This is a genomic window from Massilia sp. WG5 (assembly GCF_001412595.2).
Lineage (GTDB): Bacteria > Pseudomonadota > Gammaproteobacteria > Burkholderiales > Burkholderiaceae_D > Telluria.
Window position 1 is genome coordinate 1248906 of sequence record NZ_CP012640.2, and the last position, 22631, is coordinate 1271536.

The 22631-nt window shown below is 66.1% G+C and carries 22 protein-coding genes; 16 read left to right on the forward strand and 6 right to left on the reverse strand.

What is annotated here, in order from left to right; all coding sequences use genetic code 11:
- Window positions 1-33: 33 nt before the first annotated feature.
- From AM586_RS05380 to AM586_RS05405, 6 genes are all read left to right on the forward strand, one after another.
- Window positions 34-774: a phosphoribosyltransferase gene (locus tag AM586_RS05380; RefSeq protein WP_047826029.1), complete on the forward strand. Its 741-nt coding sequence runs from the start codon at window positions 34-36 to the stop codon at window positions 772-774.
- Window positions 725-2017, forward strand: coding sequence for an SRPBCC family protein (locus tag AM586_RS05385; protein WP_052234105.1), 1293 nt, complete (start codon window positions 725-727; stop codon window positions 2015-2017). The genes AM586_RS05380 and AM586_RS05385 overlap by 50 nt, the downstream gene beginning before the upstream one ends.
- A 7-nt stretch (window positions 2018-2024) precedes the next feature.
- Complete coding sequence (locus AM586_RS05390; RefSeq protein ID WP_047826028.1) at window positions 2025-3365, forward strand: erythromycin esterase family protein; 1341 nt, start codon at window positions 2025-2027, stop codon at window positions 3363-3365.
- Between the two features lie 106 nt (window positions 3366-3471).
- A complete protein-coding gene (locus AM586_RS05395; RefSeq protein WP_047826027.1) occupies window positions 3472-3960 on the forward strand; it encodes a (2Fe-2S)-binding protein in 489 nt (162 codons plus the stop codon).
- The gene (locus AM586_RS05400; protein ID WP_047826026.1) at window positions 3957-6257 is read left to right on the forward strand and encodes a molybdopterin cofactor-binding domain-containing protein; all 2301 of its coding nucleotides are present in this window, start codon (window positions 3957-3959) and stop codon (window positions 6255-6257) included. The genes AM586_RS05395 and AM586_RS05400 overlap by 4 nt, the downstream gene beginning before the upstream one ends.
- Before the next feature lie 5 nt (window positions 6258-6262).
- Entirely contained in the window at window positions 6263-7774 is a 1512-nt protein-coding gene (locus AM586_RS05405; protein ID WP_229411229.1) for a tetratricopeptide repeat protein, read from the forward strand.
- Between the two features lie 29 nt (window positions 7775-7803).
- On the opposite strand, the gene AM586_RS05410 is transcribed toward AM586_RS05405, so the two are convergent.
- Together AM586_RS05410 and AM586_RS05415 are read right to left on the reverse strand one after the other, a co-directional pair.
- Window positions 7804-8409 (reverse strand): isochorismatase family protein, encoded by a 606-nt coding sequence (locus tag AM586_RS05410; RefSeq protein ID WP_047826024.1) that lies wholly within the window; start codon window positions 8407-8409, stop codon window positions 7804-7806.
- A 22-nt stretch (window positions 8410-8431) separates the two neighbouring features.
- Window positions 8432-8761, reverse strand: a complete 330-nt coding sequence (locus AM586_RS05415) for a hypothetical protein (protein WP_060566952.1) — start codon at window positions 8759-8761, stop codon at window positions 8432-8434.
- Window positions 8762-9007: 246 nt separating this feature from the next.
- Here AM586_RS05415 and AM586_RS05420 point away from each other — a divergent pair, with 246 nt between their 5' ends.
- The 8 genes from AM586_RS05420 to AM586_RS05455 all read left to right on the forward strand — a co-directional run bounded on the left by AM586_RS05420 (window position 9008) and on the right by AM586_RS05455 (window position 17341).
- Window positions 9008-10156, forward strand: coding sequence for a pyridoxal phosphate-dependent aminotransferase (locus AM586_RS05420; protein ID WP_047826022.1), 1149 nt, complete (start codon window positions 9008-9010; stop codon window positions 10154-10156).
- Between the two features lie 50 nt (window positions 10157-10206).
- Window positions 10207-12405 carry an ATP-binding protein gene (locus tag AM586_RS05425; RefSeq protein WP_229411228.1) on the forward strand — a complete coding sequence of 733 codons (2199 nt, stop codon included), beginning with the start codon at window positions 10207-10209 and terminating at the stop codon, window positions 12403-12405.
- 74 nt (window positions 12406-12479) lie between these two features.
- Complete coding sequence (locus AM586_RS05430; RefSeq protein ID WP_047826020.1) at window positions 12480-14117, forward strand: Na+/H+ antiporter; 1638 nt, start codon at window positions 12480-12482, stop codon at window positions 14115-14117.
- A gap of 136 nt (window positions 14118-14253) precedes the next feature.
- Window positions 14254-14667, forward strand: a complete 414-nt coding sequence (locus AM586_RS05435) for a hypothetical protein (protein WP_156328247.1) — start codon at window positions 14254-14256, stop codon at window positions 14665-14667.
- An 81-nt stretch (window positions 14668-14748) separates the two neighbouring features.
- Window positions 14749-15183, forward strand: a complete 435-nt coding sequence (locus tag AM586_RS05440) for a response regulator (protein WP_082439873.1) — start codon at window positions 14749-14751, stop codon at window positions 15181-15183.
- Between the two features lie 9 nt (window positions 15184-15192).
- Entirely contained in the window at window positions 15193-15444 is a 252-nt protein-coding gene (locus AM586_RS05445) for a hypothetical protein (protein WP_047826017.1), read from the forward strand.
- A gap of 309 nt (window positions 15445-15753) precedes the next feature.
- Entirely contained in the window at window positions 15754-16707 is a 954-nt protein-coding gene (locus AM586_RS05450) for a phosphatase PAP2 family protein (RefSeq protein ID WP_082439665.1), read from the forward strand.
- 4 nt (window positions 16708-16711) lie between these two features.
- Window positions 16712-17341, forward strand: a complete 630-nt coding sequence (locus tag AM586_RS05455; protein WP_229411227.1) for a class I SAM-dependent methyltransferase — start codon at window positions 16712-16714, stop codon at window positions 17339-17341.
- A 61-nt stretch (window positions 17342-17402) separates the two neighbouring features.
- On the opposite strand, the gene AM586_RS05460 is transcribed toward AM586_RS05455, so the two are convergent.
- Together AM586_RS05460 and AM586_RS05465 are read right to left on the reverse strand one after the other, a co-directional pair.
- A complete protein-coding gene (locus AM586_RS05460) occupies window positions 17403-18164 on the reverse strand; it encodes an SDR family NAD(P)-dependent oxidoreductase (RefSeq protein WP_047826015.1) in 762 nt (253 codons plus the stop codon).
- Between the two features lie 131 nt (window positions 18165-18295).
- On the reverse strand, window positions 18296-18862 hold the full coding sequence (locus tag AM586_RS05465) for a hypothetical protein (RefSeq protein WP_047826014.1): 567 nt from the start codon (window positions 18860-18862) through the stop codon (window positions 18296-18298).
- Window positions 18863-19073: 211 nt separating this feature from the next.
- Between AM586_RS05465 and AM586_RS05470 the strand changes: the two genes are divergently transcribed.
- Both AM586_RS05470 and AM586_RS05475 read left to right on the forward strand, forming a co-directional pair.
- A complete protein-coding gene (locus AM586_RS05470) occupies window positions 19074-20258 on the forward strand; it encodes a DNA topoisomerase IB (protein WP_082439666.1) in 1185 nt (394 codons plus the stop codon).
- Between the two features lie 25 nt (window positions 20259-20283).
- Complete coding sequence (locus AM586_RS05475) at window positions 20284-21336, forward strand: L-dopachrome tautomerase-related protein (protein WP_047826013.1); 1053 nt, start codon at window positions 20284-20286, stop codon at window positions 21334-21336.
- A gap of 9 nt (window positions 21337-21345) precedes the next feature.
- Here AM586_RS05475 and AM586_RS28040 read toward each other — a convergent pair whose 3' ends face one another.
- The gene (locus tag AM586_RS28040; RefSeq protein WP_156328246.1) at window positions 21346-21492 is read right to left on the reverse strand and encodes a hypothetical protein; all 147 of its coding nucleotides are present in this window, start codon (window positions 21490-21492) and stop codon (window positions 21346-21348) included.
- Window positions 21493-21612: 120 nt separating this feature from the next.
- Window positions 21613-22563 (reverse strand): DMT family transporter, encoded by a 951-nt coding sequence (locus AM586_RS05480; protein WP_047826012.1) that lies wholly within the window; start codon window positions 22561-22563, stop codon window positions 21613-21615.
- Window positions 22564-22631: the final 68 nt, after the last annotated feature.

Sequence of the window (22631 nt, forward strand, 5' to 3'; positions counted from 1 at the left end):
AGCGCCGGGAAAACCGCGGGAGAGCAGCGCAGCATGGCCGAGTTCCGACGTTTCAAGGACCGCGAGCAGGCCGGCAAGATGCTGGCGCGCGAGTTGCGGGCCTATGCTGGCCGCGCGGATGCGGTCGTGCTGGCGCTGCCGCGCGGCGGTGTGCCGGTTGGGTTCGCTATCGCACAGCGGCTCGGTATCGCGCTCGATATTCTTATCGTGCGCAAGCTGGGCATGCCGCACCATGAAGAATATGCGATGGGTGCGGTCGGCAGCGGCGGCGTGCGCGTGCTGCAGCCGGGCGTACCGGGCCTGATGGGCGTAAGCGCCGCGCAGGTCGAGGCCGTGACGCAGCGCGAACTGGCCGAACTGGAGCGGCGCGAGCGCGCTTACCGCGGTGCGCGCGGGCCGCTGACGCTGGCCGGACGCACCGCGATCCTGGTCGACGACGGCATCGCCACCGGCTCGACGATGCTGGCGGCGATCCGGGTGGCGCGCGGCCTGGGCGCGGCCAGGCTGGTGCTGGCGGTGCCGGTGGCGCCGCCGCAAACCCTGGCGGCGCTGGAAAACGATGTCGACGAGCTGGTCTGCCTGTCGGCGCCGCCGCTGTTCCGCTCCGTCGGCCAGTGGTACGACGCCTTCGACCAGACCAGCGATGAGGAAGTACAGGATCTGCTGGCCGCCGCCTGGCATGCGCGGACGGCCGACCAACAACAACCAGAGGAGGACCCACATCATGCAACGACTGCCGACGCAAAGCACGACGACGACGGACACCGGGCTTGAACTTGCCAAATGGCTGGGCGGCGCCGCCGCCGGCGCCCTGTTGATGTACATGCTCGACCCCGACCGCGGCGGCGCCCGCCGCGCCCAGTCGGCCGCCGCCGTGCGCTACGCCGGCACACGCACCTCCAGCGCCATCGGCAATGTCTGGCGCGGCGCCGGCGAACGCCTGGGCGCCGCCGCCGACGACGCCATCGACGCTTCCCGGCCGGACGGCAGCATCGGCTCGGCGATCTCGCGCATGGGCCGCGCCGCCGGCGAGATGCTCGACGACACCGTCTCGAAGGCGAAGGACGTCATGGGCCGCGCCTCCAGCAACGCCGGCGACCTGGCCGACGATGCGATCTCGAAGGCGAAGAGCGGCGCCAGGCAGGCCCAGAACAGCGATACCTATTCGAGCGCACTCGGCGCAGTCGGCAACACCGTCAGCCGCGCCGCCGACAGCGTTTCCGAGTTCTACGACGACACCCGCAAGAGCGCCGGCCGCCTCGGCCAGCGCGTGGCGCAGGAGGTGCGGGGCGACAGCGAAGGCGCCTGGAACCCGGGCATGCGCAACACCGCCCTGGTCGGCGGCGGCCTGCTGGTCCTGATGGGCCTGGTGCGCCGCTCGCCGATCGCCGCGGTGCTGGGCCTGGCCGGCGGCGCCCTGCTGGCGCGCGGCGCCGCCAACCAGCCGCTGCGCAGCCTGGTGAACCGCGGCGCAGCCGGCCTCGGCATGGCCAAGGGACTGGGCATGGCCAAGGGCCTTGGCACGGCCATGGACCAGACCATCGACTTCGAGAAGACGATCCATATCGACGCCTCGCCGGACGAAGTCTACGAGCAGTTCGCGAATTACGAGAACTTCCCGCACTTCATGTCGCACGTGGCCGAGGTCCGCGACCTGGGCCGCCGCCGCTCGCACTGGATCGTGAAGGGTCCGGGCGGTTCCCGCTTCGAATGGAACTCGGTGCTGACCGAGCAAAGCCGGCCGAACCGCCTGGCATGGCGCAGCGAACCGGGCGCCGAGATCCCGAACAGCGGCTCGATCCAGTTCGAACGCCACCGCGGCGGCACCCTGGTCACGGTGCGCATGGCCTACACGCCGCCGGCCGGCGCCCTCGGCCACGCCTTCGCACTGCTGCTCGGCTCGGATCCGAAGTCGAAGATGGAAGAGGACCTGGGCCGCATGCGGGCCCTCATCGAGCGCGGATCGATGCCGCGCGAAGCTGCCCAGTCCAGCTGGGTCAGCCGCCTGCTGCACTGAGTCGATCATGGCGAGCTCCGATCCGGTTGCCGCCATCCGCGCCGCCGCCATCCCCCTGGGGGGCGGCCCGCGCGACTACGACGAGCTGCTCGACCTGGTCGGCGACGCCCGCTTCGTCCTGCTGGGCGAAGCGACCCATGGCACCCACGAGTTCTACGAGGAGCGCGCGCGCATCACCCGCCGCCTGATCGAGGAAAAAGGCTTCCATGCCGTGGCCGTCGAGGCCGACTGGCCGGATGCCTACCGGGTCAACCGCTATGTGCGCGGCCAGGGCGACGACGGCGACGCCAACGCGGCGCTGTCCGGCTTCCAGCGTTTCCCGAACTGGATGTGGCGGAACACCGATGTCGAAGGATTCGTCGAGTGGCTGCGCGCGCACAACCGGCAGCAGGCCGGCGGCAGGCAGGTCGGCTTCTACGGTCTCGACCTGTACAGCCTGTTTACCTCGCTGCGTGAAGTGCTGGCCTACCTCGACAAGGTCGATCCGCAGGCGGCCAGGGTGGCCCGCGAACGCTACGCCTGCTTCGACCACTATTATGAAGACAGCCAGCACTACGGCTATTCGGCCAGCCTCGACATGTCCGCTTCCTGCGAAGAGGGCGTGATCGAGCAGCTGAACCAGATGCAGCAGCGCGCCTACGAATATTCGCAGAAGGACGGCAGCGCCGACGCCTTCTTTCATGCCCAGCAGAATGCGCGCCTCGTCAAGAATGCCGAGGAATACTACCGCACCATGTTCCGCGGCCGCATCTCGTCCTGGAACCTGCGCGACAGCCATATGGCCGAGACCCTGGAAGCCCTGGCGCAGCACCTGTCGAAAGATGGCGAGCCGGCCAGGATCGTGGTCTGGGAGCACAATTCCCATATCGGCGATGCACGCGCCACCGAGGTCGGCCAGCTCGGCGAGTGGAATGTGGGCGAACTGGCGCGCAAGGCCTACGACGGCCAGACCCGTTTGATCGGCTTCTCGACCTACGAAGGTTTCGTGACCGCCGCCTCCGAGTGGGATGGCCCGGCCGAGCACAAGCGGGTACGTCCCGGCATGCCCGGCAGCTACGAGGAATTGCTGCACCAAACGGGCGTCGAACGTTTCCTGCTGCCCCTCAGCGGGAAAGATGCGGGCGACAGCCCTGCCCGCGAAGCCTTGATGCAGCGCCGCCTGGAACGGGCGATCGGCGTCATCTACCTGCCGCGCACGGAACGCCAGAGCCATTATTTCCAGGCCCAGATGGCGGTCCAGTTCGATGCCGTCATCCACATCGACCGCACCACGGCCGTCACGCCGCTCGATCCGGGCGGCGGCTGGCATTCCGAGGAGCCCCCGGAAACCTATCCGGAAGGATTCTGAACGCGGGCGCCCCGCCCGCCTACATTTTTCCAAAAGTCCTTGGTCCGGATGGCCCGCTTTGGTTTACGATTGCGTTGTTCTGTTCTGGCAACAACACAAACAACACATGAGTAAATACACTCTGAGCGTCAACGGCAAGGCGCAGCCCGTCGACGTCGAAGCCGACACGCCCCTGCTGTGGGCCCTGCGCGACACCCTCGGCCTGGTCGGCACCAAGTACGGCTGCGGCGTCGGCGCCTGCGGTGCCTGCACCGTGCACGTGGACGGCCAGCCGGCGCGCGCCTGCCAGTTGCCGGTGTCGTCGATCGGCAAGCGCAAGATCACGACCATCGAGGGTCTCGACGCCAACGCCGCGCATCCGCTGCAGCAGGCCTGGCAGGAACTCGACGTGCCGCAGTGCGGTTATTGCCAGTCAGGACAGATCATGAGCGCCTGCGCCCTGCTCAAGCAGCATCCGCGCCCGACCGCCGCCCAGATCGACGAGGCCATGGCCGGCAACCTGTGCCGCTGCGCCACCTACGTCCGTATCCGCGCCGGCATCCAGCGCGCGGCCGATATTGCATCGGGCGCCCCGAGCGGAAAGGGCAAGAAATGAGCACCCGCCCCGCTAGCGTGCCATCCGCGCCGGCTTCGGCTTCGCGCCGCAGCTTCCTGCGCCAGTCCGCCGCCGGCGGCTCCCTGCTGGCCCTCGGCCTGTACGGCGGCGGCGCGATTGCCGCCGTGGCCCAGGCCCAGGCAGGCAGCGCCAATGCCGCCGCGGCCGCGGCCGGCGAATTCTCGCCCAACGTCTTCATCCGCATCGCCCAGGACGGCGTCGTCACCCTGGTGTCCAAGCAGCCGGAGATCGGCCAGGGCATCAAGACCTCGCTGCCGATGGTGATCGCGGAAGAGCTGGAAGTCGACTGGAAGGATGTGCGCGTGGTCCAGGGCGACCTGAACCCGGCCTACGGCCCGCAGGGCGCCGGCGGCTCGACCTCGACCCCCACCAATTACGAGAACTTCCACCGCCTGGGCGCGACTGCGCGCACGATGCTGGTCCAGGCCGCAAGCCAGGCCTGGGGCGTGCCGGCGCGCGAATGCCGCGCCGAACGCGGCGCCGTGCTGCACGACGCCTCGAAGCGCCGCCTCGGCTACGGCGAACTGGTCAAGGCCGCGTCCGCGCTGCCGGTGCCGGACCCGAAGAGCGTGCGGCTCAAGGACCCGTCCACCTACCGCCTGCTCGGCACCCGCGTGGGTGGGGTCGACAACGACAAGGTCGTGGCCGGCAAGCCGCTGTTCGGCATCGACGTCCAGCTGCCCGGCATGCTGTACGCGGTCTACGTCAAGTGCCCGGTGCCGGGCGGCCGCCCGGTGTCGGCCAACCTGGCCGCCATCAAGGCGATGCCGGGCGTGAAGGACGCCTTCATCGTCGAGGGCACCGAGAACCTGAACGGCCTGCGTCCGGGCGTGGCGATCGTCGCCAACTCGACCTGGAATGCGATCCGCGCGCGCAGGAAGCTGGTGGTCCAGTGGGACGAAGGCGAAGGCGCGCGCCATAGCTGGGCGGGCTTCCTGGCCCAGGCCCAGGCCGCCGTCAGGCAGCCGGGCGTGGCCACCATGCGCCGCGACGGCGACGTCGAGACCGCGCTGGCCGGCGCCGCCCGCACCGTCGAAGCCGCCTATACCTACCCCTTCATCTCGCACGCGAGCATGGAGCCGCAGAACTGCACCGCCTCGTTCGATCCGAAGGACGGCAGCATCGAGCTGTGGGCGCCGACCCAGAATCCGGGCGCCGGCCAGGCCCTGGTGGCCAGCACCTTCAATATCCCGAAAGAGAAGATCACGCTGCACATCACGCGCAGCGGCGGCGGCTTCGGGCGCCGCCTGTCGTCCGACTTCATCGTCGACGCGGTGGCGATCGCGCAGAAGCTCAAGGCGCCGGTCAAGCTGACCTGGATGCGCGAAGACGACCTGCAGCACGACCACTTCCGCGCCGGCGGCTTCCACTTCCTGCGCGGCGGCGTCGACGAGCAGGGCAAGCTGGTGGCCTGGCACAACCATTTCGTGACCTTCGCCAACCGCGTCGAGCAGAAGGAAGGCGACGGCAGCAGCAATAGCGTGCTGCGGCCGGGCAGCGGCGGCAGCCTGTCGGGCGACGAATTCCCCGGCCGCTGGGTTCCCAACTGCCTGCTCGAACAGACCCCGCTGGAGTGCCGCATCCCGATGGGACCATGGCGCGCGCCCGGCTCGAACGTGTTTGCCTGGGTCTTCCACAGCTTCATCGACGAGCTGGCGCATGCCGCCCGGCGCGATCCGATCGCGTTCCGCCTCGACGTCCTGGGCGACCGCGACATGGTGGCCGGCACCGGCGAGCGCGGCGTGCCCTACAACGTGGCGCGCATGCGCAATGTCTTGCTGGCGGTGGCGGAGAAGTCCGGCTGGGGCAAGCGCAAGTTCGCGCGCGGGCAAGGCGCCGGCGTGGCCTTCCACTTCAGCCACCGCGGCTATGTGGCGGAGGTGGCCGAGGTCACGGTCTCGAAGGAAGGCCAGCTGCGGGTCGACCGCGTGGTGGTGGTGACCGATATCGGTGCCCAGGTCGTCAACCTGTCCGGTGCCGAGAACCAGGTGCAGGGTTCGGTGATCGACGGTCTCTCGACGCTGATGTACCCGTCGCTGAACATCGAGAACGGCCGCATCGTGCAGAGTAATTTCCACGACTATCCGCTGCTGCGCATGCCGGACACGCCCACCAGGATCGAGGCCCATTTCCTGAAGACCGACTACCCGGTCACGGGCCTGGGCGAACCGGTGTTCCCGCCGCTGGCGCCGGCCGTCTGCAACGCGATCTTCGCCGCCACCGGCAAGCGCGTGCGCGAGCTCCCGCTCAGCAAGACGGACCTCAGCTGGACTTGATGCCGGTGCCGGACCCTGCCGCCCTGCTCCAGCAAGCCGTCGCCCTGCACCAGCAGGGACGGCTGGAGCAGGCGCAGGCGCTGTACAGCCAGGTGCTCGCGGTGCAGCCGCGCCAGTTCGACGCCCTGCACCTGAGCGGCGTGATTGCGCGCCAGCGCGGCGATGCGGCGCGCGCCGCCGCGCTGATCTGCGAGGCGCTGCAGGTCGACGCCAGCCAGGCGCGCGCCCACTGCAACCTCGGCGCCGCCCTGCAGGACCTGGGCCAGGCCGAGGCGGCGCTCCAGAGTTACGAGACCGCGCTGCGCCTCGACCCGCGCTATGCGCTGGCCTGGAACAACCGCGGCAACACCCTGCGCCGCATCAAGCGCCTGCCCGAGGCGCTGGACAGCTATGAACGCGCGCTGGCGCAGCAGGCGAATTACCCGGAAGCCTGGTGCCACCGCGCCATCGTCCTGAACGACCTGGGGCGCCATGCCGACGCCGCCGCCAGCGCCGAGCAGGCTTTGCATGGCCGCCCCGGCTACGCGGACGCCCTGCAGGCGCTCGGCAACGCCTTCCAGGCGCTGGAACGGTTTGGCGACGCCGTGCAGGCCTACGACCGCGCGCTGGCGGGCGCGACGCCCGAGCGGCAGGCCGAGATCTGGTGCGCGCGCGGCGCCGCGCTCAAGAAATCCGGCGAACTGTCCGCGGCGCTGGACAGCTACGACCGCGCGCTGCGCATCCGCCCGGACTATGGGATGGCCGAACACTACCGCGCCAACGTGCTGCGCGCGCTGGGACGGCGCGAGGACGCGATCGCGGCCTATCATCGTGCGCGCGCGCTGGGCGCGGACCCGGCCGGCATCGGCTTTGCGCTGGCCGCGCTGGGCGAAGGCGCGCCGCCGACGGCCGCCCCGGCCGATTACGTGAAAGGCCTGTTCGACCAGTACGCCGGCCACTTCGACCGTCACCTGGTCGGCGTGCTGGGCTACCGCACCCCGGAGCTGCTGGTGTCCCTGCTGCGGGCCGGGCTGGATACGCAGGTGGCATCGGCCCTCGACCTGGGCTGCGGCACCGGCCTGTGCGCGCCCCTCCTGCGTCCGCTGGCGCGGCGCCTGGCCGGGGTCGACCTGTCGGAAAAGATGCTGGACAAGGCCCGCGAGACCGGCCTCTACGACGAACTGGCCTGCGCCGACATCCTCGCCTGGCTGGAAGGCCGGCACGGGGAATGGGAGCTGGTGCTGGCGGCCGACGTGCTGGTGTACTTCGGCGAACTGGCGCCGCTGTTCGGACGCGTGGCCCGCGCCTTGCGGCCGGGCGGCCGCTTCGCGTTCTCGGTGGAGGCGCTGGCGCCGGCGCGGGAGAATGCGGCCGGCTATGCGATCACGGCCTCGAACCGCTTCGCCCACGCCCCCGCGTATGTGGGGGCCTGCGCGGCGCAGGCCGGCTTCACGGTCATGGCGCAGCTCGACGCGGCGCTGCGCAAGGAGCACGGCGCGGATGTCGCCGGCATGCTCTTCCTGCTGCGCCTGGCGTAGGGCGGGCACTCCCGTGCCCACCCTACCTGTCAGGCGACCGACAAGGCGGTCATTCCCAGTTCACCCAGGCGCACCGGCACCGCACCGCGCGCCACCATGCGGTCGAGCGCGCGCGTGCCGTCGCCCGGCTTGACGTCCACCGCGCGCATCGCTTCCGGCACCAGGATGGCGTCGAAGCCCTCCTCCAGCGCATCGGTCACGGTATTCAGCACGCAGTAATCGGTGGCCAGCCCGCAGACGGTGACCCGCTCCACGCCGAGCGCGCGCAGCCGGGCCGCCAGGTCGGTGCCGGCGAAGGCGGAATAGGCGTCGACCGCCGCGGTGTCGGCCTTGGAGACGACGATGGCCTCGTCCGGCAGCGCCAGCTCGGCGGTGAATTCGGCGCCCGGCGTACCGGCCACGCAATGCGGCGGCCAGGGCCCGCCCTGGGCCGCGAACGAGCAGTGGTCCCGCGGATGCCAGTCGCGCGAGGCGACGATCGGCAGGCCCTGCGCGCGGAACAGCTCGATCAGGTGATTGATCGGCGCGACCACTTCGTGCCCGCCGGCGACGCCGAGCGCACCGCCGGGCAGGAAGTCGTTCTGCAGGTCGATGATCAGGAGGGCGTCGGTTTCATCGAGGTGGATGGCGCTCATGTTTGCGTTCCTATACGACGGGTTAGTGCCGCTGCTGCGCCCTGTGCGCCGGATCCGGATCCAGCGCCCCCAGCCGGTCGAGGATCGCCATCGCGCGCTCGGCCTGGGCCGGGTCGCCGGCGTTCACCGTGATCTGGCAGTCGCGCACGTCGTCCTGCGCCACCGGCGCATAGGTGTGGGTGTAGGCGGTCTTGCCCGTGACCGCGGGGCTGTCGCCGACCGTGAAATTGCCCTGCACGGGACCGGTTTCGTCGATGCGGACCGTGACCTCGACGTCGTCCGCGGCGATGCCGGCGGCCAGCAATTCCTCACGCGCCTGCTCCGCCGCCCCGGTGTGCTTGAAGGTTCGCACAATTACATTTTCCATAGCCATGGCTTTACTCCAACGAATGATGCACTTGTGTCCACCGTATCAGAAACGGCCGCGGCGCGGCGCTCGCGCCGGGCAGCACCCCGGTCGAAACCTGCCCGGGCTTGCCATTCCGTTACATATGTGTCCCGTGCGTCACATTTTTTTGAAACTAGTACAATCGGGAAACAATTTACCTTGATCGGGTAAATATTCCTGAGTTATCAGTCACTTACGGAGACAATAAGAATGCAGACATCGGCCAGGATCGCATCGTCCCGCCCCCTCGCGACCACCGCCATGCACGGGCGCGTCGAAAGCATGCGCAACGCGGGGCAGCCCGTCATCGACTTCTCGATCGCGATTTCGCACTTCCCGGCCCCGCGTCCGGTGCTGGACGCGGTTGCCGAGGCCGTCGAACGCGAACGCACCATGCCCTATACCAGCGTGGTCGGGGCGCTCGACGTGCGGGCGCGCCTGGCCGCCAAGCTGAGCAAGGAAAACGGCATCGAGGCCAAAGCCGACGAGATCATCGTCACCAACGGCGCCAAGCAGGCCCTGTACGAGGCCTTGTATGCGATCACGGATCCGGGCGACAGCGTGCTGGTCTTCAAGCCGCACTGGCCGGCATATGTTGCCACGTCACAACTACTGGGGTTGCGTCCGATCCTGGTCGATCTGCCCGACGCCATCACGCCGGAACTGCTGGACAGCCTGGAAAGCCCGAAGGTCGTGATCATTAATAACCCGCACAATCCGACCGGCAAGGTGTACACTCGCCGGGAACTGGAACATATTCGTGCCTGGGTGGAACGCATCGGGGCCCAGGTGATTGTCGACGAAAGCTACGAGCACCTGATCTTCGATGGCGAACACACCAGCCTGGCTGCCTTGTGCGACTGGCGGAAGATCGGCGTCGTTACCATCTTCTCGGCTTCGCAAAGCTACGCCATGATGGGTTGGCGGGTCGGCTTCGCGCTGGCCCCGGCCGAAGTGGTCAACGCGATGCAGACGCTGCAGGGTCCCATCACGGCCGCCGCACCCCACCTGTCGCAGGTGGCGGCGGTCGCCGCCTTCGCTACCGGCGCGCCCCACGAGATGATGGCGGACTACCGCCAGCGGCGCGACCTGGCGGTGAGGCTGTTTGCCGAGGTCCCCTGGATCGTCATGCACGCGCCGGCATCCGGTCCGTACCTGTGGGGAGACGTGCGCAGCCTGACGATGGACACCGTCGGCTTCGCCGAACGGCTGATCGAAGAGAAGAAAGTGGCCATCATGCCCGGCGACGCGCTGGGTGTACCGGGCTTTATCCGCTTGGGCTACATTTCGGACGACGTGGCGACGCTGCGCGACGGCATTCGCAGGATTGTAGAATTTGGTGATTTAAAGAAAAAATAATGACATCTGGGTTGGGCCGGTTCCGGTTGAACAGCCTCCGCAGCCGGCTCATGCTGCTGGTGGCACTGGCGATGATGCCGCTCGCAGTGATGACGATCCTGTCGGGCATACGCGAGCGCGAACACGCCATCAAGGCATCCGAGGAAAACCTGCGCCGCCTGACCGGCATGGCGGCGGCCAACGAGGCGCAGTCGATCGAAGGCGCGCGCCAGATCCTGGTCGACCTGGCCAGCGTGCCCGACCTGATGGGCGATACCGCGAAATGCACGTCGCTGCTGTCGGATGTCCTCGACCGCAACGAGGGCTTCGTCAACTTCGGCCTGATCCAGCTGAACGGCGACGTCACCTGCTCCGCCGTGCCGCTGCTGCACCCGGTCAACCTGGGCGACCGCAGCCACTTCCGCCGCGCCATCACGGAGCGCCGCTTCATCGCCGGCGACTACGTGTTCGGCCGCGTGATCAAGAAGCACACGATCAACCTGACCTATCCGGTCATCGACCGCACCGGCAAGGTCCTTGCGGTGGTATTCGCGGCGATGGACCTGGAAGGCCTGGACACCTTCATCAACGACATCAACCTGCCGCCCGGCTCGGTGCTGGCGACCGCCGACGCGCGCGGCACCATCATCTCGCGCCGTCCGGACCCGGAGCGCTATTTCGGCTCGCGGCTGTCGTCGGCCACGCTGGAGGCGATGGGGACCGCCGGCCAGCGCGCGGTGACGATCCGCGGCGACGACGGGGTCGAGCGCCTGCACACCTTCGCCCGCGTCGGCGCCCCGGCCCTGACCGACTACACCGTCACGATCGGCATCCCGACCGACACCATCACCTCGGCCGCGCGCCACGACCAGCTGATGTCGCTGCTGGGCCTGGCCGCCACCACCCTGCTGGCCCTGCTGGCCGCCTGGCTGGTCGGCGACGTCCTGATCGTGCAGCGGGTGCGCAAGCTGATGGGCACTGCCGAGCGCATCGCCGCCGGCGACCTCGATGCCCGTTCCGGCATCGACTACGCCCACGAGGAGATCGGCAACCTGGCCCAGGCCCTGGACCGCATGGCCGCCTCGCTGCAGAAGAAGGAATCGGCGCGTTCGCTGGCCGAGCGCGAGCTGCGCGCCGCCGACCAGAGGAAGGACGAGTTCCTGGCGATGCTGGCGCACGAGCTGCGCAATCCGCTGGCGCCGATCAGCACCGGCGCGCACCTGCTCAAGCTGCTGCACTCCGACAACGCCCAGATCACCCAGACCTGCTCGATCATCGTGCGCCAGGTCGACCACATGACCAGCCTGGTGGACGACCTGCTGGACGTCTCGCGGGTGACGCGCGGCCTGGTCTCGCTGTCGACCCAGGTGCTGGACCTGAACCGCGTGGTCGACGACGCCGCCGAGCAGATCCGCCCGCTCGTCACCGCGCGCCGGCACCGCCTGGTGATCGACCTGCCGTCCGCGCCGGCCCACGTCAAGGGCGACCACAAGCGCCTGGTGCAGGTGATCGCCAACCTGCTCGGCAACTCGACCAAGTACACGCCGGAGGGCGGCTCGCTCCAGCTGCGCCTCGAAAGCGACGGCGACGCTGACGTTGAGAATTATGTGCTGACCGTGTCCGACGACGGCATCGGCATGGAGCCGGCGCTGGTGGAGCGCGTGTTCGACCTGTTCACCCAGGCCGAGCGCACCCCGGACCGCTCGCAGGGCGGCCTCGGCCTGGGCCTGGCCCTGGTCAAGAGCCTGGTCGAGCTGCACGGCGGCAGCGTGTCCGCCTACAGCCCGGGCCTCGGCAAGGGCTCGACCTTCACGGTGCGCCTGCCGCGCTACAACCAGGACGTGGCGCTGGCCCCGCAGCCGGCCGGCGAACATGCACTCGACGGCGCCGTCCCGCTGCGCATCCTGCTGGTGGACGACAACGTCGACGCGGTCCACACCCTGCAGCTGTTCCTGCACTCGGCCGGGCACCAGGTCGAGGTCGCGTATTCGGCCGGCGACGCGCTGGAGCTGGCCAAGACCATGTCGCCGGAAGTCTGCCTGCTCGACATCGGCCTGCCCGACTTCGACGGCAACGAGCTGGCGCGCCGCCTGCGGCAGCTGGCCCAGACCAGCAACGCGACCCTGATCGCGATGACCGGCTACGGCCGCCAGCAGGACCGCGACGCCTCGATGGCGGCCGGCTTCGACCACTACCTGGTCAAGCCGGTCAACACCACCCAGCTGTCCGACATCCTCGCCGCAGCCGCCGAAGCCGGAGTCCGGCGCTAAGCGCGCAACGCGCTATTGGATTCGCACTCATCCGCTGCATCCCTTATCATCGGGATTTGACAAGGAGGCAGCGGATGGAATCGGTCGAAGTGGTCCTGGCGATGCTGCTCGCGGTCGTCGCAAGTGGCTGGATGGGACGGATGCTGCCTTTCGCGGTGCCGCTGCCGCTGATCCAGATCGCGCTGGGCGCCGTGATCTCGGGCGTGTTCGGCCACGGCGTCACGCTCGAACCGGACATCTTCTTCCTGCTGTTCCTGCCGCCGCTGCTGTTCCTGGACGGCTGGCGCATCCCGAAGGTCGGCCTGTTCCGCGACAAGGGCACCATCATCGAGCTGGCGCTCGGCCTGGTGCTGTTCACCGTGCTCGGTGCGGGCTACCTGGTGCACTGGCTGATTCCCGGGCTGCCGCTGCCGGTCGCATTCGCGCTGGCGGCCATCGTCGCGCCGACCGATCCGGTGGCGGTGTCGGCGATCACCAGCCGGATCCCGGTGCCGCCGCGCCTGATGCACATTATCGAAGGCGAATCGCTGCTCAACGATGCCAGTGGCCTGGTGTGCTTCCGCTTCGCCGTCGCCGCCGCGGTGACCGGGGTGTTCTCCCCCACCAGGGCCGGCCTGACCTTCCTGTGGGTGGCGCTGGCCGGCATCGGCGCCGGCGTCGCCGTCACCTGGCTGATCTCGCGCGCCCACGGCATCCTGCAGCGCCGCTTCGGCGAGGACGACGGCATGCCGATCCTGGTCAACCTGCTGACGCCCTTCGGCGCCTACCTCGCGGCCGAGCATATCGGCGCCTCCGGCATCCTCGGCGCGGTGGCGGCCGGCGTCACCATGAGCTATGTGGAGCTCAGCGGCTCGGCCTCGGCTTCCACCCGCATCCGCCGCAACGTGATCTGGGACGCCCTGCAATTCACGCTGAACGGCGTGATGTTCGTGCTGCTGGGCGAGCAGCTGCCGGACATCGCGCGCGAAGCCCTGCACCCCTTCGACGGCGGCCAGCCCTTCGATCCCTGGTGGCTGGCCGGGAATGCGCTGGCCCTGAGCCTGGGCCTGGTGCTGCTGCGCTTCGTCTGGGTCTGGGTCTCGCTGCGCCTGACCATCCTGAACCAGCGGCGGCTCGGCCAGCAGGAGTTCAAGCCGCGCATGCGGCTGATCCTGGCGACTTCCTTCGCCGGCGTGCGCGGCGCCCTGACCATGGCCGGCGTAATGACGCTGCCGCTGACGCTGGAGAACGGCGCGCCCTTCCCCGGCCGCCAGCTGGCGATCCTGCTGGCCAGCGCCGTGATCGTGGTCTCGCTGCTGCTCGCCAGCGTGGCCCTGCCGCGCCTGCTGCGCGGGCTGGAGGTGCCGCCCGAGACCTCCGCCGAGCAGGAGGAGGACCGCGCCCGCCAGGCCGCCGTGGAAGCCGCGGTGGCGGCGGTGGAACGGGCCGGCCGCGCGCACGAGGGCGAAGCCGACGCCGAGATGCACGCCAACGCCTACGGCACGATCGCCGGCCTGTACACCAACCGGCTGCGCAACATCCAGCTCAACGACAGCGCCAGCCCGAACGCCCAGGCAGCGCGCAACATCGAGCGCGAATACCGCCTGACCGCGCTGCGCGCCGAGCGCAATACCATCCTGCGCCTGGGGCGGCGCGGCGACATCTCGGACGAGACGGCGCGCAAGCTGCTGCGCGAGATCGACCTGGTGGAGGCGCGCTACCGCGAGTCCTAGCACACTCCGGGCATCATGTGGGCATGCAGGATGGATTATTGGTAAACCATGGTTTTTGCCGAAAAGTTTATATAGAATGGGTCAGGCCTCACGCGATGAGTGATCCCATCTAAAAAAACTGACTCGGGGATGGAGCATGAAGTACGCACTGGTTCTAGAAAATAGTACAAATACCTGCAACGAGACTTCCAGAATTCTGGCTTCCATGGGTTATTTGATAACGCCGGTATTCAGCCCAAAGAAGGCGCTGCATGCCGCTCATATGATCCAGTTCGACCTGATCGTGACCTGCACGACGACTATTCCGGATGACCGGCGCTCTCTCACCGGCGAACTGGCGCGCTGTTCGCCGGACGCCACACTGATATTGTTGGCGGAATGCGACGCAATGCCCGCCAACGACCAGCTCGACGGTGTCAACTCGGTTCTGTACAGGCCGCTCACGGCTGAGGATATCGACTCGGTTGTCGAGTCAACGCTGAAGGGCTTCGCGGCGCATCTTCCACCTCCACGGACGGACCGGGAGCGACGAAGAAAATCGGTCGATTGATTGTCGATTTGATTGTCGATTGCATCGCCGGATATTCCCCGGAATTTGTTTGGCTCGAGAACGACGTTTGTGAGGCTTATCATGCAAATCAGCTCGGATGGACCCAGTAGTGGAAAGGCGCAGCAACTGCCGGTAGGAAGCGGAGAGGGAGACGCCGTTTCCGGCGCCTTGTTGGGCAAGCTTCTTCTTGTCGACGATGAACCCGATGGCGCGGACAGCGCTGCCACATTGTTCCGCATGCATGGCTTGCAGGTAAAGGTGGTGCACTCCGCCGCGGAGGCATTGCAAGCCCTTCAGGACGACAAGGAAATCGGTGCCGTTTTGACGGACATAATGATGCCGGGCATGACGGGCCTGGAGCTTGCGGAAGCCGTTCGGCACATGTATCCCACCGTTAAAATCGTCTTGGTGTCGGGCTATGTATTGCCCGAGCTGCTAAAAGACCGTGAGCGAAACTACTTGTTCGTGGAAAAGCCTTATAGAATAGATACCATGATGAAGGTGCTTTGCAGCTAGGAGATTGGCATGCCAAGTTATCGGGTGTGGTACCGCGATATCGCCGAGCCTTTGGTATTCGACGCGGCGAGTCGCTGTAGTGAGATGGAGATCCTCGAGCATATTTTTGCTCACGAACATATTAACTCGTCCACGGATCTGGCCGCCCAGGCAAGGGATCCGGCCCAGCCAGCACCGACGGTGCAGTACCTCATCGCCAGCAATCATCTGGCGCCGGTGAGGTACACCGAGGATGAAAGCGAAATCAATATAATCGAATAGCCGGGCCGTCTGCACGATCCGGTGGTCTCGTGCGCGGCGGCGCCTGCCGCAGCGCTCAGCAGCTCCCCCCTTATCCGCTCTGCCGCCCCTTGGGCTCGCCAGTTCCAAGCTGGGCGCGGTCCGCCCGGCTACGCACGGCTCGGACAGTACAAAGCTCCTGTAATACCTCAGGCGAGGCAGGACAATCGTACTACAAGAAAGGACGGCGATCCTATGGAAAAACCGGAACCTTATCTATAGCGTAAGCACAACGAAATTCAATCCAGCGCAACGAGCAGATACGGTGCTTGAAAAAGAAGGAGTGATTCGATGAGCTTGGCTTTACGGCTTGAACCTGGCAGGAAACTAGTCAATGCAAGGAAAGCCGCTCCGCTTTTCACCCTGCTTTTGCTCGCAAGTATAAATGCTGTCCTGGCAACGATATTCAAAGTGCGTTTCACCGGCACAGAATATGTTTTCCTTGCAGTAAGCGGATTATTGGCGCTTAGCGCTACCTACAGCATGGTTCGAAAAGACAGGCGGATAGCCGAGGCCGCTTATTACGCGGCCCTTTGGGTGTCCATCACAGCCATTCTGGGGCCGCTGACTTATATCTCGGCCGCGTTGAAGTTTCCGCTTTATGACGAAGAACTGCTTGCATTCGACTGGATGCTGGGATTCGACTGGTTGAGTTACTACGGCTTCTTCGCGCAGCACGCCCTTGTCACCCTTGTCTTTCTGGTGGCCTATCACAGCCTGCTGCCGCAAATCGTTTTTTCATTGATTTTCCTGTCGAACAATTGCGAGGGCGACAGAAATGAGGAATTTTTCTGGGCAGCACTAATCTCTCTTGTAATTACGGTCATCGCTTCAGGAATATTTCCTGCTGCCGGGACGTTTTATCATTTCAACATACACCTGGATCAGGCCGTTCACCTTCACGATTTTTTCGAACTCAGGAACGCTAGCGTGTCGGAATTTAAGCTCGGAGAAATGAAAGGCATCGTGACTTTCCCATCGTTTCACACATCAGCCGCCCTGCTCCTGATTTACGTCTACCGCCGCACCAGGCTTTTTCCTTTTGCTTTCATGCTCAATATCATGATGCTTTTGTCGACGCCAGTTTTTGGAGGGCATTATCTTACTGACATGCTGGGCGGTGGCATTGTGGCGCTTCTAGCTGTTTTTTTGGGCAATCGTATCAAGCTGTATCTGGGCGAGATAGACGCCATCGAAAAAACACGAAAGGTCCCGGCTTCGGCTTTCAAGCGCAAGGAAGGATAAGTTTGTGAAGAAAGAAGAAGAGATGGTACTGGAACTTCCCGCTTACGCAATCCACAAGTCCAGGACAAGCAGCGCGGCAGCCAAATCAGCCAACAGAATCCTGTTCAAGGAAATATTCAAGTCACCTCGACAAATGGGCGCCATTTGCCCAAGCTCGAGACGCCTGGCAAACCGCATGGCGGCGTCGATCGACGTCGAAGCGGATGGATTTGTCGTCGAGCTCGGTGCGGGAACGGGCGTGGTGACCGAATCGCTGCTACGGCGAGGCATTACGCCAGAGCGCCTGATCGTGATCGAGAAATCCGCGCTGCTGGCCGCCCATCTATCCCAGCGCTTCCCCGACGTTCACGTCCTGCATTCGGATGCCGCCGACATTCCTGCCCTGCTCTCCAGGAATGGCCTCGTCAAGGCAGTGGTATCCTCCCTGCCGCTTCGCTCGCTCCCGAAACACCAGGTCGATACGATATCGCTCGCATGGGCGCAATGCCTGGCCGTACATGGCCGGGTGGTCCAGTTCACTTATGCGCCATTCAGGGCATCCGCATGGCTGCGTGCCGGGCTGAGACGAACGGCACATGCCACGGAGTGGGGAAACATGCCACCCGCACTGGTCGAGGTGTTTTCCAGGGTTTGAGCGGGAATGAAGACGAGATCGATACGGCCGCCTCCACATCCCTTCGATCTGGGACAGATATTTACATCGGCGGCTGCCCGTTGGATGCCCTCAAGCCCGCATCCACCGGCAGGTTGACGCCCGTGATCAGGCGCGCATCCTCGCTCGCCAGGAATGCGATCGCTGCCGCAATGCCCTCCGGGTCCTCGGGTGCGCCGAGCGGCATGCGTTCCTTGAACTTGGCGACCAATTCAGGATCCTTCATCATATCCTCGGTCATCCCGGTTTTCGTAAAGCTCGGATTAACGGCGTTCACCCGCACGCCGTCCTTTCCCGCATCCAGCGCCATCGCGCGCACCATGTTGGTAACGGCGCCCTTCGACGTGTTGTAGGCGAAGGTATTCCAGTCGCCGCCGAGCCCCGAGACCGAAGAGGTCATGACGATCGAACCGCGGACTTTCACGAGTTCCGGCATCGCCGCCTTCGCCATGTGGAAATAACCGGCCACATTGACTTCCATGACGCGCGCGAAGTCCTCTTCGCTCGTTTGCATGATGTCGCCTTCGGTAGCCACGCCGGCGTTGTTGACCAGGATATGGAGTCCGCCGAAGCGGTCGACGGCGGCCTTCACCGCGGCGGCGGCGGTTTCCTTGCTGGCGGTATCGCCGACCTGCATGAGAACCCGGTCTTGCGGCAGGCCGGCAAGGGCTTTCTTGAGGCCGGGTTCGTCGATATCGAGCATGAGGACACGCGCGCCTTCATCCAGAAAGCGGCGCGCAGTCGCCAGGCCGATGCCTGAAGCTGCGCCGGTCACGAGTACGGTTTTTTCCTTGAAACGGTTCATCCTGTTTCCTTTGATGAGCGAAAGCGGCAGCGGTCTGCTTGTGCAAACGAAGCCTGGGAGTGAGCCAAACCGTATCACAGCCGTGCAAACACGGCTGTTCCGTACTGTTGGACAATCCCCTGCGTCTCGAGTCAGTGCTTCCCTTGCGCCGCATCGCTTACCTCGAGCAGCTCATTGAAGAGAACCCGATAATGCACCACCGCATTGCGCAGGTCTTCAGTGGTGGCTTCACCGCGCGCATCGCGCGCGGCGATGACTTGCGCGGCGCGGTAATTCTCCACCACTGCCGGGTGGTCGACCGAGATGTCGGCCGCGCGATGTTCAAAATCGGCCACGGGATACCCGCGTTTCGCCATCAGTTCGCGAACCAGCTGGTCGGCCATCGCGACGACGCCCTTCGGATTATCGACAAAACTGGCCTGCACATTCGCCCACGCCTGGCTGAATCGGGACGCTTCGGATGGCGCCAGGGGGACGATAGTCAGCTTTCCGACACGATCCTCGCGCGCCTTGAGTTCGGCTTCCGCCTTGGTCCGGCTTCCAAGTTCGTCCACGGTGCGGCCGTATTCCGGTCCGAAGCGTTGCTGCAGTCTTTCGGACTGCCTTTTTTGAATGAAGTACCATGCGGCCAGCGCAACCAGAACGAGAACCACAACAACGGCCAGCATGGTGGATGTGTGCGAATCGAGGTTAGCCATGTCAATCTCCTGTGTGCCTGGACGGCGAGTTATTCTTGGCGAGCGCTACTTATTAACGCAGGCCGGGCGGCCACAGTCAGTTCGGAAGCGCACGTATTGACACATGCCGGGTTCCCACTCTCCCTGAAAGCGCCTAAGTGCGCTCCCGTACGGTGCGTGCGTCCGCGCCCGTCGTAGACTTGGCCCGCCTCGAACTCGAACGGGTGAACCAATGAAGAGCGATAACTGCGGCGATAACTGCGGCGACAACAGCGGCGACACCGCGGCGGAAGCGCGCGTATCCGGCGCCGAGCCGATCCCGAACAGCGATCCCCCGACCGCCGCCAAGGCGGCCGGCCTGCGCTACGTTCATGACGACCGGCCCGGCATCCGCCGCGAGCCCGACAAGGACGGCTTTCGCTACGTCGATGCGCATGATGAACCCATCGACGACGACGCGACCCTGAAGCGCATCCGCTCGCTGGCGATTCCACCGGCCTGGACCGAGGTCTGGATCTGCCCCCAGGCCAACGGCCACCTGCAGGCCACCGGGCGCGATGCGCGCGGGCGCAAGCAGTACCGTTACCACCCGAAATGGCGCGAGGTGCGCGACGAGGTGAAATACGAGCGCATGATCAAGTTCGGCAAGGCCCTTCCACAGATCCGCAAGGAAGTCGACCGCGCCCTGGGCCTGCCCGGCCTGCCGCGCGAGAAGGTGCTGGCGACCATCGTCTACCTGCTCGAAGCGACCATGATGCGCATCGGGAACGACGAGTATGCGCGCGAGAACAAGTCGTATGGCCTGACCACGCTGCGCAACCGCCACGTCAAGATCGAGGGCAACGAGGTCGAGTTCCGTTTCCGCGGCAAGAGCGGCGTCTTCCACGACGTCAAGGTCCACGACCGGCGCCTGGCGCGCATCATCCAGCGCACCCGCGACCTGCCGGGCCAGGACCTGTTCGAGTACCTGGACGAGAACAAGGAGCCGCACACGATCGATTCGGCCGACGTCAACGACTACCTGCGCGAGATCACCGGCGAGGACTACACCGCCAAGGACTTCCGCACCTGGTCGGGCACGGTGCTGGCCGCGATCGCCCTGCAGGAATTCGAGAAGTTCGACTCCGAAGCCCAGGCCAAGAAGAATGTCGTGCGCGCCATCGAGACGGTGGCCGAAAAGCTCGGCAATACGCCCTCGGTTTGCCGCAAGTGCTATGTCCACCCGGCCGTGCTCGATTCCTATATGGACGGCACGATGGTCGAGGGCCTGCTGGCGCGCGCCGAGGAGACGCTGGCCGAGGACTTGCAGGACCTCGAACCCGAGGAAGCGGCGGTCCTGGTGATGCTGCAGCAACGCCTGTCCCGCGAGGCGCCGGCGGAACCGAAGAAAGTGCAAAGCCGGCGCAAGGCCGCTTGATCCACCACTCAGGAAAGGAAGCACAATGGCAGGCAAAGCAAGAATCGAACTGGTCGCCGACTTCGGCCACCAGGTGACCGGCGTCTCGGTGTCGGAGGACGGGCGCATCTTCGTGAACTTCCCGCGCTGGACCGAGGACACCGCCGTCTCGGTGGCGGAACTGAAGGACGGCAAGCTCAAGCCCTATCCCGACGAGGAATGGAACGCCTGGCGCAACGCGAAAAAGGACGAGATCACGCCGGACGACCACTGGGTCTGCGTGCAGAGCGTGGTGGCCGACCAGCGCGGCAGCCTGTGGGTGCTGGACCCGGCGGCCCCGGCCCAGGCCCACATGGTGTCGAAAGGACCGAAGCTGGTGAAGATCGACCTGGCGACCGACAAGGTGGCCCAGGTGATCGCCTTCGACGAGGACGCCGCGCCGCAGGGCTCCTACCTGAACGACGTGCGCTTCTCGAGCGACGGCAAGCATGCCTTCATCACCGATTCCGGCGTCCAGGGCGCGATCCTGGTGGTCGACATCGCGGCCGGCAAGGCGGTGCGCGTGCTGGACGGCGATCCGTCCACGCAGATGAAGAAGGGCCTGAACGTGAAGGCCGACGGCAAGGTGCTGCGCCGCCCGGACGGCCGCGGCGTCGAATTTTCCGCCGACGGCATCGAGCTGTCGAAAGACGGCGACTACCTGTACTGGCAGGCGATCAAGGGCGATCAGCTGTACCGCATCCCGACCGCGGCGCTTGTCGGCGACGGCGTGGAAGGCAAGGACGTGTCAGCCCAGGTCGAGCACTACGGCACGAACGGCGTCAACGACGGCCTGCTGATCGCACGCGGCACCGAGGACATGTACCTGAGCTCGGTGCAGGACAATGCCATCAAGATGCGCAGGCTGTCCGAAGGACCGCAGGCGCAGGTGCAGACCGTGGTGCAGGACGAGCGCCTGCGCTGGCCCGACACCTTCAGCCAGGGTCCGGACGGCACGATCTACGTGAGCACCTCGCACATCCAGGATTCGGCTTTCTTCAAGCCGGACGCACCGCCGGCGCTGCCGACGCAGTTGTGGAAGTTGAACTTCGGAAGCTGACCGGCGCGCTTAGCGTACGGCCCCGGCCTGGCTCTGCGCCGGCGCCGAGGGTTCGGCGTGCACGGACAGTCCAAACGAGGCGGCGGCGACCAGCGCGGCGAGCGCGGCCAGGACGCCAAGACGGCGGATTCGGGTGGAAGGAAGGGAGCGTCTCATGATCATTATCCTAGTTGCGATGTTCAAGCGCTCTTTGGCGCTCTAGTTCTGTCCTTCCAGCATACCAAGGCTTTCGCGGCAAATATACGCGAATTGTAACGAGTCGCTGCCGCACAACACTTAGGTATTAAGCGCCGGCTCCGCCACGCTGCGCTCCCGGTGCGCCGTCGCGCAGCTCAGCACACCCGCGACCAGCAGCGCCATCGCCAGCCATTCCAGGCCGGTGGGCAGGCGCTGTTCCCAGATGAAGCCGTACAGCAGCGCGAACAGGGTCTCGAAGACGATCATCTGTCCGGTCATGGTCAGCGGCAGCAGGCGGCTGGCATGGTTCCACAGCGCGTTGCCGACTACCGAGCACAGGACCGCGACCGTGGTCACGAGGCCGCCGAAGAACAGCCACGCCGACGAGGCATGGGCGCCCGGGTGCAGGATAAAGGCCGGCACCGCCAGCAGCAGCGCCTGGGCGCCGGTGACGACGCCGACCAGCAGGCTCCAGTCGTGCGCCGAGATGTCCTTCAGCCGGGCCAGGGCGCGGCTGTTGCCGACCGCGTACAGGGTCCACGACACCAGCGCGCCTACTGCGCACAGCAGTCCGAGGAGCGAAGCCTGCATCGAACCGTGCTGCGGCGCCGACAGCGACTGCCAGCTGATGCACACTAGTCCGGCGACGCCCAGCGCCAGCGAAGGCAGCAGGCGCAGCATGGGCGCCGCGTCGACGTCGCGCCGGCCGGCCAGCGTGACCGTCACCGGCAGCAGGCCGATGATCAGCGAGGTCATCGCCACGCCGCCCAGCTGCACCGCATTCGCCAGGAACACGTAATAGATGATGTTGCCGGCAAAGCCGAGCCAGGCCAGGGTGCGCCACTCGCGCCAGGACAGCGACCGCGCAAGCGCGCGCCACCCGCGCGCCAGCAGGGCCGCCGCGATCGCGCCGTAGGCCAGGTAGCGCCCTGCCGACAGCTGGATCGGCGTGAAGCCGCGCGTCAGTTCCGGCGTAAGAAAGACCAGGCCCCAGAAGGCGCCGGCCAGGATGCCCGCGCCGAGGCCGAGCCAGTGATTTCGTGTAAGCATGTAAGTGAACCTCCCGAGCCCGGAATGATCTCCGGTACCCCCGGGATTGTCTTGACCGGCCCTGTTCC